The sequence below is a fragment of the Lysinibacillus sp. ZYM-1 genome (genome assembly GCF_001308875.1).
Lineage (GTDB): Bacteria > Bacillota > Bacilli > Bacillales_A > Planococcaceae > Lysinibacillus.
In genome coordinates this window covers 42,322-58,319 of sequence record NZ_KQ465119.1, presented here as the reverse complement: position 1 = coordinate 58,319, position 15,998 = coordinate 42,322, and the positions used below count along the sequence as shown (strand labels likewise).

Annotated in this window: 13 protein-coding genes and 2 pseudogenes; 3 read left to right on the top strand and 12 right to left on the bottom strand. The window is 36.1% G+C overall.

Features of this window, described 5'->3' with window-relative positions; genetic code table 11:
- Positions 1-23 precede the first annotated feature (23 nt).
- The 8 genes and pseudogenes from AO843_RS12605 to AO843_RS12575 all read right to left on the bottom strand — a co-directional run bounded on the left by AO843_RS12605 (position 24) and on the right by AO843_RS12575 (position 7,226).
- Positions 24-1,595, bottom strand: a complete 1,572-nt coding sequence (locus AO843_RS12605; RefSeq protein ID WP_054611452.1) for an APC family permease — start codon at positions 1,593-1,595, stop codon at positions 24-26.
- Positions 1,596-1,887: 292 nt separating this feature from the next.
- Entirely contained in the window at positions 1,888-3,183 is a 1,296-nt protein-coding gene (locus AO843_RS12600) for a helix-turn-helix domain-containing protein (protein ID WP_054611451.1), read from the bottom strand.
- A gap of 109 nt (positions 3,184-3,292) precedes the next feature.
- Positions 3,293-3,583: an NIPSNAP family protein gene (locus AO843_RS12595; RefSeq protein WP_231630136.1), complete on the bottom strand. Its 291-nt coding sequence runs from the start codon at positions 3,581-3,583 to the stop codon at positions 3,293-3,295.
- Between the two features lie 84 nt (positions 3,584-3,667).
- A complete protein-coding gene (locus AO843_RS12590; RefSeq protein WP_054611450.1) occupies positions 3,668-5,008 on the bottom strand; it encodes a sensor histidine kinase in 1,341 nt (446 codons plus the stop codon).
- A pseudogene (locus AO843_RS25590) lies at positions 5,005-5,217 on the bottom strand (helix-turn-helix domain-containing protein); the annotation flags it as partial. The pseudogene AO843_RS25590 and the gene AO843_RS12590, both read right to left, overlap by 4 nt.
- A gap of 77 nt (positions 5,218-5,294) precedes the next feature.
- Positions 5,295-5,643 (bottom strand): annotated as a pseudogene (locus AO843_RS25585) (response regulator transcription factor); the annotation flags it as partial.
- A gap of 11 nt (positions 5,644-5,654) precedes the next feature.
- Positions 5,655-6,197, bottom strand: coding sequence for a glycoside hydrolase family 73 protein (locus AO843_RS12580; RefSeq protein ID WP_054611448.1), 543 nt, complete (start codon positions 6,195-6,197; stop codon positions 5,655-5,657).
- Positions 6,198-6,344: 147 nt separating this feature from the next.
- On the bottom strand, positions 6,345-7,226 hold the full coding sequence (locus tag AO843_RS12575) for a GNAT family N-acetyltransferase (protein WP_054611447.1): 882 nt from the start codon (positions 7,224-7,226) through the stop codon (positions 6,345-6,347).
- Positions 7,227-7,711: 485 nt separating this feature from the next.
- On the opposite strand from AO843_RS12575, the gene AO843_RS12565 reads away from it, so the two are divergent.
- Genes AO843_RS12565 through AO843_RS12555 form a run of 3 tightly spaced genes read left to right on the top strand, consistent with a single transcriptional unit; the run spans position 7,712 to position 11,487 of the window.
- A complete protein-coding gene (locus tag AO843_RS12565) occupies positions 7,712-9,238 on the top strand; it encodes a spore germination protein (RefSeq protein ID WP_054611445.1) in 1,527 nt (508 codons plus the stop codon).
- A gap of 16 nt (positions 9,239-9,254) precedes the next feature.
- The gene (locus tag AO843_RS12560) at positions 9,255-10,376 is read left to right on the top strand and encodes a GerAB/ArcD/ProY family transporter (protein WP_054611444.1); all 1,122 of its coding nucleotides are present in this window, start codon (positions 9,255-9,257) and stop codon (positions 10,374-10,376) included.
- The gene (locus AO843_RS12555; RefSeq protein ID WP_054611443.1) at positions 10,363-11,487 is read left to right on the top strand and encodes a Ger(x)C family spore germination protein; all 1,125 of its coding nucleotides are present in this window, start codon (positions 10,363-10,365) and stop codon (positions 11,485-11,487) included. The genes AO843_RS12560 and AO843_RS12555 overlap by 14 nt, the downstream gene beginning before the upstream one ends.
- A 7-nt stretch (positions 11,488-11,494) precedes the next feature.
- Here AO843_RS12555 and AO843_RS12550 read toward each other — a convergent pair whose 3' ends face one another.
- From AO843_RS12550 to AO843_RS12535, 4 genes are all read right to left on the bottom strand, one after another.
- On the bottom strand, positions 11,495-11,707 hold the full coding sequence (locus tag AO843_RS12550) for a hypothetical protein (RefSeq protein ID WP_054611442.1): 213 nt from the start codon (positions 11,705-11,707) through the stop codon (positions 11,495-11,497).
- 248 nt (positions 11,708-11,955) lie between these two features.
- A complete protein-coding gene (locus AO843_RS12545; protein WP_054611441.1) occupies positions 11,956-15,123 on the bottom strand; it encodes an ATP-binding cassette domain-containing protein in 3,168 nt (1,055 codons plus the stop codon).
- Positions 15,124-15,243: 120 nt separating this feature from the next.
- Positions 15,244-15,654 (bottom strand): SRPBCC family protein, encoded by a 411-nt coding sequence (locus tag AO843_RS12540; RefSeq protein WP_054611440.1) that lies wholly within the window; start codon positions 15,652-15,654, stop codon positions 15,244-15,246.
- The gene (locus AO843_RS12535; RefSeq protein WP_054611439.1) at positions 15,651-15,977 is read right to left on the bottom strand and encodes an ArsR/SmtB family transcription factor; all 327 of its coding nucleotides are present in this window, start codon (positions 15,975-15,977) and stop codon (positions 15,651-15,653) included. The genes AO843_RS12540 and AO843_RS12535 overlap by 4 nt, the downstream gene beginning before the upstream one ends.
- Positions 15,978-15,998 lie beyond the last annotated feature (21 nt).

The window sequence follows — 15,998 nt, the reverse complement described above, 5'->3', positions numbered from 1 at the left end:
TTCTCCTTCAAAAAAATTAATCGTTAAGATACTTCAGAAATACTGTCCTGTAATTCTTCAATGTTTCCTCTTTTACGCATGTACCAAACGCCGTTAAAGACCGCAAAATAATAAAAGGCTAGGCCAAATATAGCGACAATGACGGACATATAAGGGTCAGGGATAATACCTTTCCCGCCGAAATTTCCTAAGTAAGACATCAATACTAGCATCAAAATATAGATAATAATGTAAATACCACCAAAGAATTCAATTGTTTGGTGTTTTTGGATAAAGAAAATAACTAAATAACAAGCAATCCCAATTACAAGACCTGTTATGGCTAACTGTACTTTACTCCAATTTGTCCAATAAATTAGCAGTGTGGCAAAAACAAAAGCCATTGGTGCTATAATTTGCATGCCAGGTAGCCCGTTATTTTTTGTCAAGCCCACCCTACGAAATACAATGACCGTTACACATGCTGATGCGTATTTAAAAATCCCGATGGCTCCAACAATCGCAACAATGGCTGTCCAACTTTTTAGTGGGAATAAAAAAAGTAAACCTACTACGAAATTAAGAGCAAGTGCACGTGTTGGGACACCAAAACGTTTATTAATTGTGCCGAAATAAGTTGGTAGGAAACCACTTTTCGCCATTCCGAATACATGTCTTGACGTTCCTGCTGTATAAGTAAGAGCTGAGCCCGTTGGCGATACCATGGCATCAGCTGTAATAATCCATGATAACCAAACCATATTGGCCATCATCGCTAAATTTGCAAAAGGTGAATCAAACTTAATTCCACTCCACCCATTTGCTAACATTTCTGTGGGAACTGCACCGATAAACGTAATTTGTAGTAATACATACAAAACTGCTGCAACACCTAAAGAAGTAATGAGCGCGAGTGGAATATTTCTACGAGGGTTGACCACTTCCCCACTCATCATGATGACATTGCCAAACCCAGTATAAGCAAAAAATATACCAGTAGTTAAAATCGCACTTAATCCGGCACTATAGCCATTTGGCGCAAAACCTTGACTTGAAAAATTCTCGGTATGAAAACCAGTCATAAAAAAGGCGATAATTGTTAGTACTGGCACAACAAACTTTACTGTCGTAATAATGTTGTTTGTGACAGCAAATAATTTCACCCCAAAATAATTAAAAACAACAAAAAATACCATTAAAACCATAGCTGCTAGGATCCCTGATGTCGTCAGTTGCTCTTTCGTTACATCATATAATCCTGGCCAAAATTGATTGGCATATTGAATAACACCAGATGATTCTACCGGTGCAGTCGCGCAATAGCCAAACCAGATTGAATAACTCGTCACAGTAGCAAGCATTTTTCCGTGTGAGTAGAGTGGGTATCTTGCTAATCCCCCTGTTTCAGGCTTTACTCTTCCTAACTCAGCATATACAAGCGCTATGAGTGTGATAACAAACGCACCAATGATCCAAGATAGAATGGCTGCAGGACCAGCTAGTTTAGCAGCTACCCATGGTCCAAAGAGCCAACTAGATCCTATTATTCCCCCTAGTGATAGTGTTGTAAGTGACCAAAACCCCATTTTCTTTTTCAAATATTGTTCTTGACTCATGAATGTTCCCCTCTCTGAAAAGAGAATATTGGTATGACCTTTTAATTTTGACTCTTTACTTATATGAAGGCAGGGAGAAAAAACAAATTATTTCACCCTTGGGTGCAATTAGATGTGATAATTGATGTAGATAATACTCCTTCCTAGGTGAATAGATATCATTGCACACGACTTATTAGATAAAAATATTTAAAGGTCATTAAAAGGTTTTTACCTTAAAATGATTTTATTTTAATCGTTTGAATTTTTCAACACTTTTTTACAAAAAAAAACAACCATCTATTTATGATGGTCATTTCAAACGATAGATTTTACTTGGTCGTCCTCGTGAAACTTGCGCATCTTTTCCTGTGTACTCTACTAAATCTACTTCACTTAGACTTGTTAAAATACGTCTGGCATTGCTTTCATCCCAATAAAGATGTGCTGCCAAATCCTTAATGGTGAATTCTTGCCAGTTCATTTTTTTGATAAGTGCACATAATTTACTGTAATTTTTTAAACTAATTTTCGCTTTTTTTAATTTGTCTAATAAAATATCATCGTTGATACGATACGAAAAACTGACTTCATCTTCCTCACCGACTGATTCAATAATTGTACCATTTTCTTGTACAATCACTATCGATTGCTCTGTCTTTTCTTTGGACAGTTGAATAGCTCGTTGTGCATTGATTTCCGCAGAATGAACAGTTACCCCATAACCAATTCCTACAGTGGCAGTTGTATTAGATTCATGTGAAAGTTGATATATGGTATTCTGTAAATCCTTAATTTTTCGTTCAATAGCTCCCCTAGAGCTAAAAATGATATACCTGCCATTTCCCTTTTCTAACAAAGAGCCATCTAGCTGCTCACAGAACCTCAACAAGGTTTCTTTTAACTTTAATTCTAAATACTGCAAATGGTAAGAACTTTTCGCTTTTTCAGATATTTTATCGAAATGTTCAATTTCGATAATTTGGACACCGATTTGAGTATCTTTAAAATAGAAAGTTCTAAGCTTTTCTTCAAGTATTCGTAGTGTTTGGCGAACCTCCATATCTGTGGTTGATATGTGATAAGCCGGTACGCCTGTCTCCTTAAGGCCTAAATAGACTGCTTCGAAGCAAGTCAAAGCACCAGCAGTTTTTTCACGCTTCCATAAATCTATATGAAAATCAATTAATTCCTTTATACTGGTGTTTACATCAAAGGTTTTGACAAAGATTTCTTTTGGCGCAAAATCTAATTGTTTTACGGCTTGTTCCAAGTGAGATGTCGTGATTTCATCAATACTTACCTTGTTCAAAAATTCACCTTGATAAAAGCCCATATGTAACAGACATTTATAAATTCCAGATTCTGTATGTTGAATATATACTAAATTCTCACCTGAATTTAACGTGTTTTTCGCAACAATATACGAAATTTGACCAGAAAAAAACCAAACATCAACAGCGTGATTATTTTCTTTGACGATATTTACGGTTTCATGAAAATCTTGATATGGATATGCGACGAAATCCATCGTCATTTCATATTCTTGACCTAATTTTATAATTCGTTCTACAGAAGATTTAGGACCGATCACTCCAACTGTATACATTACTTCCTCCTCATCAAAAGCTTTTATCAATATAATTAAATAAAGGACTGCCAAATAGTCTCGATTACTTTTGTTATTCTTAAAAGTTTTAAGATGTATGTAAATTTATTCATTCAAAGACAGGGCGCATAAAGCTTTTTTCATAACTAAGAATACACTTCGTTTCTTCAGCATATCTAAAAGCATCTAGACACTCGGTGCCTATAGTTGTCTTTACACGATAAGCTTCATGTGCAGTTAAGCTTGGAAAAGTAAATAACGGAAAAGCGATATTATTAGCCCCTTCATATGGAAGGAAATAACCTTGATGCGTACCGCCTAATTTATTCACCAGTCGAATCCACATTTTACTATATACTTCAAATTCCTTTATTTTATATGGGTCAATTATATATTTCACTTAGCATGTTACCATATTAATCCTCCTAACAACCTTTTTCCCATCATAGCATAAAAACCTTACTCTACCATATAGAGTAAGGTACTACTCTTTATTCAGAAAATCGATTTTAAACGTTATTTTCCCACGAACAAGAGTAGATTCAACCACATATCCTAATTGCTCCGCAAGACTTTTCACGGAAGCTAGACCTAGCCCGGTACCTGAAAAGTGCTTGTTTCGAGAACTTTCTCCAACATAAAATGGATGCCATATTTTTGTGATATCTAGAAGTGTGGTATCATTCCTAATTTCTAACCTTCCATGCGAATAGAAGTGGATGTATATTTCCTGACCAGTTGTGTATTTTACGGCATTATTAATCAAATTTTCTAAAACAAAATGAACTTTCTCTTGCTCCGTGTTCAGCATAAATTCAATTACTTCAGATTGAAAAACAATCTGTTTATCACCTTGAATAGGCTGATAACTTTGAATGATTTCTTTTAATAGCTCAATAAGATCAAAGCTTAATGTTTTTGAATCGTTTTCTTCCGTTTTCGCAAAATACAGCATATCTGTAATGATTTTTTCCATTCGATCCACTTGTTTATGAATAACCGTTACATACGTTCCATCATCCATGCCATCTTCTAGTCCACTTGAATAGACTTTAATCAAAGCAAGAGGTGTTTTCAACTCATGTGTTAATCCTATCATAAATTGCTTTAAATCCAGATTTCGTTGTGTTAATATTTCTTGAGCTGATTCAAGTGCTTCACTCATTTTATTAATACTTTTCGCTAATTCTTCGATTTCATCACCCGTTCGAATGTTAGTCTGTTGAAAGTTAAGCTCCCCTATTTCTTTTGCAACTTGTTGTAGCTCATTTAATGGCTTGGTCAACTTACGAGATAATAGGGCTGTCAGAGTAATAATCACTAAGATACTCAATAGCAGAAACATTAAATTAAAACGATTTATAAAATAAGCAATATCCGTAAAATGAGCCATAGAGGCTCCAATTGCTACGAGCTGATTTCCTTCTTTCGTATAATGCACCAGAAAGCTAGACTTCTGTTTTCCTTGATCATACAATTTTCCTACTGTTCTATCTTCAGCTACGTCTTGTAGCACTTCTTCAGAAACCCAAAATTTATTAAGCGCGATGTGTTCCCTCGCCAGTTGAAGCCTTAAATTTTCGTTGAGATCATTGATGGAACCTTCAAGAGGTACAGCTATGATCGTGACATCATATTGTCGTTCCACTAAGCTAGCATCATCCAACGTTTGATACGTATCAAAGGCATCTGCGACTTTTTTATTTAACTGATAAAGATAATATTTGGGCAGAAAAAATTGGCTTACGACAAGAGAGATGGTAAACGTGAAAATGACAACTAATGTGATAAAAATGGTTAATTTTGTGCCGATTTTTTGTTTCATACACTTGTGCTATATCCAATACCTCTGTGTGTTTGGATGATGTCCTCTCCTATTTTTTCTCTCAAACGTCGAATATGTGTATCAACTGTACGTGGATCACCAATATAGTCCAATCCCCATACAGAATCCAGTAGCTGATCTCTCGTCAAGATTTGTCTCCTATGTTGGCTAAATACTCTTAATAGCTCGAATTCCGTTTTAGTTAACTCTATTTCTGTCCCTGCTCGCCAAACACGTTTGCTGACGATATCGAATGATACGTCGCTTATATGCTGGATGGATTCTATTTGAAGTAATTTTTTCACTCTCATGATGAGTACCTTTGGATAAAAGGGTTTATTGACATAATCATCTGCTCCATCTGATAGCGCTTGAAATTCGTCTTCATCAGCGTCTCTTGCTGTAAGCATTAACACCTTAATTTTTTGTGTTTTTTTCATTTCACGACAAACCATAATCCCATCTATTTTAGGCATCATCCAATCTAAAATGGCTAAATCAATTTGTTCTTGATAAAAGATGGCAAGTGCTTCTTCACCATTTGTAGCAATAAAGACGGTGAATCCTTCTCTTTGAAAATAACTTTGTAAAATCTTTAACATCTCTATTTCATCATCTGCAATGAGTATATTCATTTATGAAACTCCTATTTATCATATTTCCCCAGATTATATTGTTCAATAATAGCAATTAATTTTTCGGGATATAAAGGATCTGTTGAGTAATTGCTGTTTTTCAAGGCATAGGCTGCTTCTTGATAAGTTGAGGCAGCTAGGACCTCTTCATATTGCTGTTCATTCCAACTCGTCCCTTTTAATAATAGCTGACGATGATCCTCTAATGCACTTTTCCAATCAGGATAGGCTCGAAATTCTGCTTCTGTCGTATAGTTTTTGTTGTTTTGATATTCAACCGTTGGCATTTTAACGGACTTTCCATGATACCTGCCCTTGATACCGAACAGGTTATTTGCAGTAAGAGCCAATTCACTTTTGCCGTAATTCGATTCCAATATGGCCTGTGCAATAATCACACTAGGCAAGATCTCCTTAGTTTGTTGACTTAGTGCAACAACTACAGGTGCTATGTCATCGATAAATTCAATTTCATCGTTATTGCCTTGTCCAAATAGCTTAGCCATATACAGGCCAACAATAACTGCAAGTAATATAATTACGATTTTTTTCATTGTGTTTTCCTCGTTTCGATTAAACTGATGATAGTATCGTAAAACAGTAATGTTACAGTAATTTGACAAAACATTATAAGGTGCAAAAAAATAGCCCGCACCTGATAAGGTACGGGCTAACGCTTAGAGTAATTCAACCTCTTCCAATTAACAATGCGATGTTAAAGGAAACATAAAGTTCCCTTGCAGGATAGGCTTTTTCGAAAGCACGAATAAAGCATCATCATCATTTGGCAAGATTGTTGCAGTCATGCCTTCCATCGTAAACTCCGGTGTAAAATAAAATACTACTTTTTGGGTTGTTTCCTTCACAATACTGGCTAACAATTCCTCCACATTGATGGACTGCAAGGAGATGATATCGTAAATATTTAATACCCCTTCTTCTTCCTCCATTAAGACAATTGTTTTTAAATCTTCTAGATAGTATATGGCATTAGGAAAGACTAATGTAAAATAAAACATTAATAGACTTTCATTCTGCTCAACTTCTATCATACTCGATTGGGTATCGCGTTTTTTCGCATAATTTTCTAGAAGTTCAAGATCCTGTTCAATTGTCAACTGTTGAACGTTAGCATTCTTCGGTTGAATAGGCTTGTTCGTAAGGTCTAAGCTAAACTCACTTTCATGGATTCGAGAAAAGCCAAACTTCGGATAAAAATCTAGTACCGTGTTATTAGCAAAAAGATACATGAAATCATAGGCACCTTCATACTCCTTGAGAATATGCAGCATCAACTGCTTAGCCAAACCTTGATGGCGATAATTTTCATCAGTCATCACCGTACCAATCTGAATCCCGTTCATTCGCTCGCCATTTATTCGTATCGACATTTTATAAATAGAAGCATTTGCGATCACGTTTTCATCCTTCACGAATGAATAAGGAATATATTGGTCATTCCAATAACCTTTGTTGTACCACCCTCGAAAATCTAAGCCAAACGTTTTAATTGCTAAATCATTAAAACTATCTTTCAATTTTTCATCATGTCGATAATTACTTACAAGTTTATATTGTTCCACGTCTATTCCCTCCAAATTAAATGTTCACAGCTATTTATAATGGGAATAACCACCTCCTAAAAACAGAAAAAGACCCTATGAGAACAAACTCATAAAGTCCTTTGTTATATACAGGTATAATGCTAACCACTTATGGGCTACCATGTTACCTGTTTATATGGATCAGACATGATTATGCTTCTCTTTTTTATCGCAAAAGGGACATACTAAATAAACCCTATAACTTCACAAGAAATTATAGAATAGCCCTTTTATTAAATTCATTGGAATTTAATTTGCGATAATTAGTTTTAGCATAAATGTCTAATCTCCCTACTGTTTTTAAGAATACTACTACTCTACCACATTTTGTTAAATGTTGTCTAACATATTTGGTTGAAGCTTGATGATGTCCAAACCTGAATATGGATGAAATAAGTATAGAATACCCTATGTTTGTTAAATCTATAAACGAGGCAAGCCATGAAGGGAGCCAATCATTCAACATGAAATTTAAACTACCTTTCAATAAAAAGCAACCACTATTAGAAAAAGAGACACCTAAAGAAAAAGAAAGTCTCGTTAGGGTTGCCCTTACAACAGATCACTTTATTCAGTCAATCAAAAGTGCTACGAATAATCCAGCTGATCTAATTATTAAGTCTATTCCACCGAACATTACGCTTATTTATATAGATAATTTAGTTGATGACCAGACATTAAACAATGACATTATCGCTAATTTGCTGAACAACCCTCAAGAAACGCCTGAAGCCATTGAAATGACTATTTCTATTCCTGAAATTGTAAAATCCAATCTACTACAGGAAACAGTAGAATCGTTGGTCAATGGGTCTGTGGTGATTCATATAGATGGCTACCCACAGGTTCTTATAGGCAATATCGCTACTAGAGAATCCAGAGCATTATCAGCACCTGAAAATGAATCACAAGTAATTGGGACACAGGTTGGGTTTAACGAAAGTTTAACTACGAATATTTCTTTGATCCGTCGCTACATAGTCAGTCCTAACCTTTGTAATGAAAAACTAAAAATCGGCACGCGTACCAATACCACTATCTCACTCTTATATATGAATGGCATTGCTAATGATCAAATGGTCAATACATTGCGCCAACGAATCACAGATCTTTATATCGATGAGCTACTTGATAGTGCCGTTTTGGCAGAAATGATTGATGATAATTCATTGTCAGTATTCCCGCAAATGCTGTTGACAGAAAGACCTGACAGGTTTTGTGATGCCATTTTAGATGGCAAAATGGGTGTAATTGTGGATGGTAGCTCAATGGCCATCATTTGCCCACAGGCATTTACAGAGTTTTTTCGAAGTCAGGAGGATCAAAACTTAAGATGGCAAATTGCCACCTTTCTTCGTTTATTACGGCTTGCAGCCTTCTTTTTATCCGTTTATTTAACACCCTTTTACGTTGCAGCTGTAACCTTTCACTATGAGGTCATTCCGCAAGCCTTTTTAGTTCCATTAAGTGAGTCCAGAGCCTTGGTACCTTTCCCTCCAATATTCGAGGCATTACTTTTGGAGTTTATTATTGAACTACTACGAGAGGCCGGAGCTAGACTACCAACTAAAATTGGACAAACGATTGGTATCGTTGGCGGTATTGTTATTGGAACAGCAGCCGTTCAAGCAGGTATTACCAGTAATATTTTATTGATTATCATTGCTTTAAGTGCGCTAGCATCTTTTACATCACCAAGTTATATGATGGGCAATGTGATTCGTCTTATTCGATTCCCGATTATTATTCTTGCAGGTTTTTGGGGTTTTTATGGCATCATGCTAGCTTTTTGTTTTATTCTTATACATCTTTTACGTCAAACTAGCTTGGGTGCTCCGTATATGTCTCCTTTCTATCCACCAAGGATGAAAGATATGCGGGATAGTCTTATTAGAATGCCTATTCCATTAACAGCGAAAAGAACTTCTCTAACTAGACCAAAAGATAAGAACAAATTTGAACCTGAGCCTGTAAAACCGGAAAAAAGTTGAACTGAAGGTGAAATAAATGAAAAATCCTATACAACTTAGCCCTAAAGATATGATCAATGCTTATTTGCTTTTTTTTGTCGTGCATGGCGCTCAAGTCGGGGTTGGTATACAGGGATTTCAACGAGTTATTTATCAAGATGCAAGACAGGATGCATGGATTTCAGTTCTCCTGGCAGGAATTGCCTCGCATATTGTCACCTTTTGTATGATTAAAACATTAGAGATCTACGGCTCCAATGATTTATATGGAATCCAACAAGACATCTTTGGAAAATGGATTGGCAATTTATTGAATGCTTTGTATATCTTATATTGTTTTATAGCTTTCTTTTCTATTTTACGAAATTATATTGAAGTGATACAGGTATGGTTATTTCCTAGTATTGGTACATGGTTTCTGTCAGCAACTTTATTGATTATTGTTATCTATGCCTTTACTGGTGGACTTCGAGTGATTGTGGGTGTTTCCTTTTTTAGTATTGTACTTTCTTTATGGATTTTCCCGATGTTGTCCTTTCCTTTAAAGTATTCTGTGGCAGAAAGTCTACTACCTATTTTAGAAAATGATGTTCGTTCCATTTTAAAAGGCGCACATTCGATGACCTTTACCATTATTGGCTTTGAAATCTTAAACATTATTTACCCATTTGTAAAAGACAAGAAAAATGTCAGAAAACCCGTTCATTTAGGTTTACTGTTTACAACTTTTATTTATTTATCCGTCATGATGGTATCGATTACCTATTATAGTGAGGGAAAGCTTTTGAAAACAATCTGGGCAACATTGACATTATTTAGTTTTATTAGCTTCCCTTTTATCGAGCGTTTTGAATTTGTAGCCGTTTGTTTTTGGATGCTAATTATTATACCGAATATGTGTCTGTATTTATGGGCTGCTTATCGTGGAGCGATTCGATTAGTCAATATACGCGGTACAACGTTTGTTTGGCTATTCTCTTTCTTTGTTTTCATCTGTACGATAATCGTTCAAACACGTATACAGATCAATGCAATTAACACAGTATTTGGACACATAGCATTTTACGTTATCTTTGTCTACCCTATATTGCTATGGATCTTGGCCATACTGAAAAAGAACTTCACATCAAAGAAGGTGCATAAAAATGAACAAACTTAGACGCTATTTTATTGTTCTAATACCGTTTGCTTTTTTATATGGATGTATCCAGACAAATATTTTAGATAAAGTAGGTTTAACCACATTAGTCGGCTATGATGTGGGAACAGAACATAAAATGGCTACAACAGCGGTTATTCGTGAAGTCAATCCTGAATTCCAAAGTAAAGTGGAAGTTTTGACAACAGAAAATGACACAAGTAAAGGTAATCGAATGGAAGCGAACCGAAAGCTTTCTAAAAAGATCATGGTTGGTCAAATGAGGGTTGTTTTGTTTGGTGAAGATTTGGCAAAAGATGATCTTCGTTACTACATAGATACAAACCTAGAAAACGCTAGTGTAAACAATGGTATCTATATGGCTGTGGTGGAGGGCAAAACAGCACCATTATTGAAATATGAATATAAAAATATCGAGGACATTGGCCAGCATATTTTCAGACTAATTGAGCAAAATGTGAAACAAGAATATATGATTTCGGCCACGCTCCATCAAATAGCACATGATTATTATTCTGTTGGTAAAGATTTAGCAATGCCTATAATTAAAAGAGATGGTGAGTTAGTTGAGCTTAGTGGGGTAGCTCTCTTTAAAGGTGGCAAAATGGTTAGTTCGCTCTCTGCAAGGGACAGTTTTTATGTAAGGATTGTCAGAGATACATTTAAAGTGGGCTTATATGAAGCGGTTTTGGAAAAAGAAGATGTTTCATCCCAAATACTTCAAAAATCTACAAACAAAATAACTATTGCTTTTGATGCTATACATTCAAAAAGAGAAATGAAATTAGTTAATGCCGCTACACCAGAGTTTGACCTAGACATCAACATTCGATCAAGAGTATTAGAGGTATATCCAGACATCAATCTTGGAGATCCAAAAAGTGTAAAAATACTAGAAAAAGCAATCGAAAAAAAAATGTCCAAGGAAATAGTAAGAATAATTGCCCATAGTCAAGAAGTGGAATCAGATATTTTTGGCTTTGGTGAGAAGTATAGAAGCGTTGTAAGGCATTCCAATCTGACCAAAGATAAATGGCATGAGATGTATAAAAACATGAAAGTGAATGTGAAAGTCAAATTTGTTATCTTACGAGATGGCGTTTTTGAATGAGTAAAGCCTATTCACGGCCTGTCAGTATGGACATAAAATTATGAAAGAACATGTCATAATGGATATCAAATGCAATACGATGTTTCTTTTCGCCATTGTTTAAATTTTCATAGGGTCGTGTTTCGGCAATACTTTGCCCTCTAGCAGGCCCATCTAATTTGTCGACAACGGTTACTGGATAAGACGCAAAGATGAACATCTCCGGATACATCGTTGCCATAAGTGTTAAGGCATCATGGACGGGACTTCCTAGAAGTGATTAATGCAATAGTATCGTCAATGCCAATATCCCCGAACAACAACACTTTTTTTGTCAAAGACTCGCCTCCTTTTTACTACCAATCAACCTATCCTTATAGTACGGTTCATCTGTCAAAGACGACACTGATCGTTTACTTTTATGGAAAAATGAGATAAATATAAAAAACCCATCTGCAATTTACAAATGGGTGTATGTCTGAAGCTGAATTAATTATGTTCGAGGAACTGATAAACTGCCATCATTTCTTGTTTATTCAACTCACGAATACGGTTAAAAATAGGAATTTGGGCTACTGCTTCCAGTTGGTTGCCTTCTGTTACAACATCCCTTACTGTACCAGTTAACCAAGTATGCACAGCAATGCCCTCGATGATTTCCTTTTGCCCCTCATCATTAATACCACTTGCGCCACAGCTGACACATGGGACAGTTAATTTATAGACGCCATCATGCAACCCATCTTCAGTAAGGACCTTTTTCCCTTTACAGAATGGGCATGAATGACTTGCTTTTACTTTATTGATTTGCGTCACAATTTTTTTATAGCCGAAAGCTTCATAAACATATGTTAGCTTTTTATATTTGCCATTCGTGAAATACTTATCAATGATTGCCTCTCTCGTTTCATTAATATTGGCGAAATCACAAATGGTTACTTGATTTTTGCGGCTGATGAAAGCAATATTGTCTTTAATTTTGTCCCAGAAAGGTAATGTATTTTGTAGAACGATTTCATACCCAACAAAGCTAGCGAGCTCTAATTCCAGCATTTTCAACGATACTTGCGTTTGTCTCGGCAGTAGCGAAACATCCTGTATCAATGATACGTCGCTGCCTACAATCTCCTGGATTTTTTCAAGTTGTGGTAAATTGCCTACAATATTAATGACCTGATCTATCGGCTGATGGATAATTTCCCGAATATCCGTGTTTCCAAAGCGTAATTTCTTATGGTGATTAAGGACCGAACCATGACAGATTGGGCAAGGCACCATTTCTCTTGTTTCTTTCATTTGCTCTTTAATAATGGATTTGGAAATGACGATATAACGGCCAATAATAAAATTAAAGCCTTCCCATTTCTTCGAGGATTTCGTTGCTTTATCATAAAATGACTTGTCCCAATATCCATATAAAAATGTATGCATTTCTTCTTCGGTCATGTCATTGTAGCTTTTACTGATGTCTTGACCCAGCTCTTTTTTAATCTCTTCAAAAAGGAACTCCAATTTTGAATGTTGATAGTATTTTAGAACCTCCATCACGTCTGGATGTAATAAGCCATCCCAAAACGGGACATTTTTATCTTGGAAGACTAAGTCAAAATCAAATTTTTCAATTTGTAATCGCCCTGAACAGCTTGGACAATGGTTTTCTTGGCTAAAGAAATCAAAGCTTCTCGTATCCTTATTGGTTGGATGCGCAGCGACAATGTGATTGATAAGGCCACCTATTTCATACAGGAAACTATATTGGCTGTATAAATGTCTCTCAAGGTCAATGGCAACAACAGGAGCAATCTTATGCGATTCATATTCACCATAAATAAGGCGTGCCATTGAAGATAAGCTTTTTAAAATACCCCCTTTGTAGATATTTTCAGCCTGCTTAAAATAGCTAATAGGATTGTCTTCTAAGTAATGGATGCCATTTTTCGATGCGAGTGTGGACATGATTTGTAGTGAAGGTGTGTTCTTTGATTTATTGGGTTGGTTAAAATACGCTTCATGATAAACCACGTCAAGATGTGTCACAGGCTCCTGCTGTCTTTTTCCAAAGTCAACTATAAAATCAGAGCTCTCTAGCATATAGGCATTGTGCTCAATCATCACAATAGAGATCGATTCGTCTTTCAGTATATCCCTGATACTGTCAATAAATTGATTTAAAATGTTTTGTGATAACCCTTTGGAGGGCTCGTCAAAAATAAATAACGTATGTGGGTTTCGAGAATTCGCGAACAACTCTGATACTAGGTGCACACATTGGAATTCACCCGTTGAGAGGGATTGTGTTTTTCTTTCTAGCGTTAAATAGCCTAGTCCAAGTTTTATAAGCAAGCTTAAACGTTTATGCGCAATATCTTCCTTTGGGAGTTCATCAATAATATCTTCAATCGAACGTTGAAAAATATCATCGATCTCCTCACTATATTTGGTCAGTTTCTTTTTAATATCGAGGAATGTCGCAATGGTGGATCGGCTCGTAATGGATTGGTTACGATCTTGCCCAACCATCACTAGTTTATCTTTTGGATAGCGTTTTACAAAATCCTTTGCGATACATTCATTAACCAGTGTTGATTTCCCACAGCCAGATTCCCCAGTAAAGGTTACAAGTCGATTTTGAGGAATTTCTATTTCATCTATTTGAATATTACGGCAATGTAGGTCTCGAAATTGATAAAAGGCTGTTGGTTTTACCTGATTCCATTCCCAATAGATGGGCTGAGGTCGAGGAGATTGTTCCACGATTTTACCGCCGTATTTTCCACTCCCTGGTCCAAAGAATAGTGGCTTATCAGCTGTATCTAGCACAGTATCTGAATGGTCAATAAGCCAAATTTGATTTTTAGAGCCCAATTGTTGAATTTGCTCCAAAATTTTTAAAAGGGTGTCATGGTCAAGTCCCACTGAGATTTCATCCACAATAATCACGGTATTTTCGCTCGTTGCCATAAACTCAGCCAAATACAGTCTTGTTAATTCTCCTCCTGACAAAGTCCCCATTATCCGATTTAATGATAAATAGTCAATGTTCATTTGAATAATATTTTGAAGAATATGTTGTTTCTCTTCACTAAGCTTTAATTCCGTTGATAAAGAATAGATGGTTTCAATACTTAATTGATGGATATCCGAAATACTATATCGTTCACCTCTTAATGTTAGTTGATGCTGTACTACTTCTGGGCTGTAGCGCTTTCCCTGACATTTTTTACATTCTACATTCTTCGTCGTGCCACGTCCTTTACACGCTGGACACCAGCCTAATGCATTGTTAAAGGAAAAAACTTCAGGAGATAGATGAAACTCATCCGCTAATCGATCACGAATTTCTTTAAAAACACCCGTATGTGTACCAATTGTTGAACGTGGATTCGTAGAAATGGATGATTTCCCAAGAAAAAGAACTAACGGCATATCCTCCATTTTTATGGCACTAAAATTGGTTTCCATAATTGCTGGAAATAAATATTGATATTCAGCTTTCGGTAATAAAGAAACAAGGCGTTTTTTGGATTCTTCACCGATAGTTTGACAAAAGGTGGTTTTCCCTGAGCCAGACAAGCCAGCAATGCCAAGGGATTGATCTTCTGGTAAGGCTACATCTAAACGATTGATATTGTTGGCAATTAGTTGATTAATTTTCATTATATGATCCTTCCGCGTTTTATTATTTCAGATGGCCTCATAAGGTCGCCCTTCTGAAAAAGAAAGAACACAATTCTTAATAAGGAATTGCGCTCTTTTTGATAAAGGATGATTCGATTGCTAGGCTAAAACTTTTTCAAGCTGATTGCCCATATTTGTCCAAGCGTATTTAGCTCCTTCAATTGCTCCTTGACGAGCTTTTGTCTCTTCACTAAATCCACCTTGATCAAGGTGTAACTGAGTCGTACCATCAGACTCCTGTGTTACTGTCCAAGTTACTGTTGTCGTTTCGCCAGCACTTTTCCAAGTATAAGATAATTTATGAGGCTTTTCTATTTCAAGTACCTCACAATCGACAATGCCATCCCACCATTCGTTTGGCTCCGCACGGAACTGAAATTTATGGCCGACAATCGGTTGAAAGTCATTGCTCCAGATCCATTTTGCAAGTGTATCCGAATCTGTTAAAGCATGCCATACTTGCTCGATCGAACTTGTAAATTTGAAATCTAATGATACATCTGGTTTCATTTTTTTTCCTCCAATAGTAACTGTAATTTTGATATTCTTTCTTTCCAAAAACCTTCATAAATTGATACCCAATCTTGTATTTCTTTCAATGGAGCCGCATTTAGCCTATACCTTGTTTCTCTACCCTCTTTTCGAGCAATAACAAGGTCGGCATCTTTCAGGATGGCTAAATGTTTAGATACCGCAGTACGCCCCATTTCAAATTGAGCTGTTAATTCGTGAAGCGGTAACTCATCTGCTTTAGCTAACAAATTTAGCAATTGCCGTCTTGTTGGATCAGCAATGGCTCCAAAAATGTCACGCTCTTGATGATTGTTACTCAAAACCACCACCCTTTCTAATAG

Bases quoted from the DNA above. Each gene is read 5' to 3' on its own strand.
- AO843_RS12605 (WP_054611452.1), bottom strand. From the start codon at position 1,595: ATGAGTCAAGAACAATATTTGAAAAAGAAAATGGGGTTTTGGTCACTT.
- AO843_RS12600 (WP_054611451.1), bottom strand. From the start codon at position 3,183: ATGTATACAGTTGGAGTGATCGGTCCTAAATCTTCTGTAGAACGAATT.
- AO843_RS12590 (WP_054611450.1), bottom strand. From the start codon at position 5,008: ATGAAACAAAAAATCGGCACAAAATTAACCATTTTTATCACATTAGTT.
- AO843_RS12580 (WP_054611448.1), bottom strand. From the start codon at position 6,197: ATGAAAAAAATCGTAATTATATTACTTGCAGTTATTGTTGGCCTGTAT.
- AO843_RS12565 (WP_054611445.1), top strand. From the start codon at position 7,712: ATGAAATTTAAACTACCTTTCAATAAAAAGCAACCACTATTAGAAAAA.
- AO843_RS12560 (WP_054611444.1), top strand. From the start codon at position 9,255: ATGAAAAATCCTATACAACTTAGCCCTAAAGATATGATCAATGCTTAT.
- AO843_RS12555 (WP_054611443.1), top strand. From the start codon at position 10,363: ATGAACAAACTTAGACGCTATTTTATTGTTCTAATACCGTTTGCTTTT.
- AO843_RS12550 (WP_054611442.1), bottom strand. From the start codon at position 11,707: ATGGCAACGATGTATCCGGAGATGTTCATCTTTGCGTCTTATCCAGTA.
- AO843_RS12545 (WP_054611441.1), bottom strand. From the start codon at position 15,123: ATGAAAATTAATCAACTAATTGCCAACAATATCAATCGTTTAGATGTA.
- AO843_RS12540 (WP_054611440.1), bottom strand. From the start codon at position 15,654: ATGAAACCAGATGTATCATTAGATTTCAAATTTACAAGTTCGATCGAG.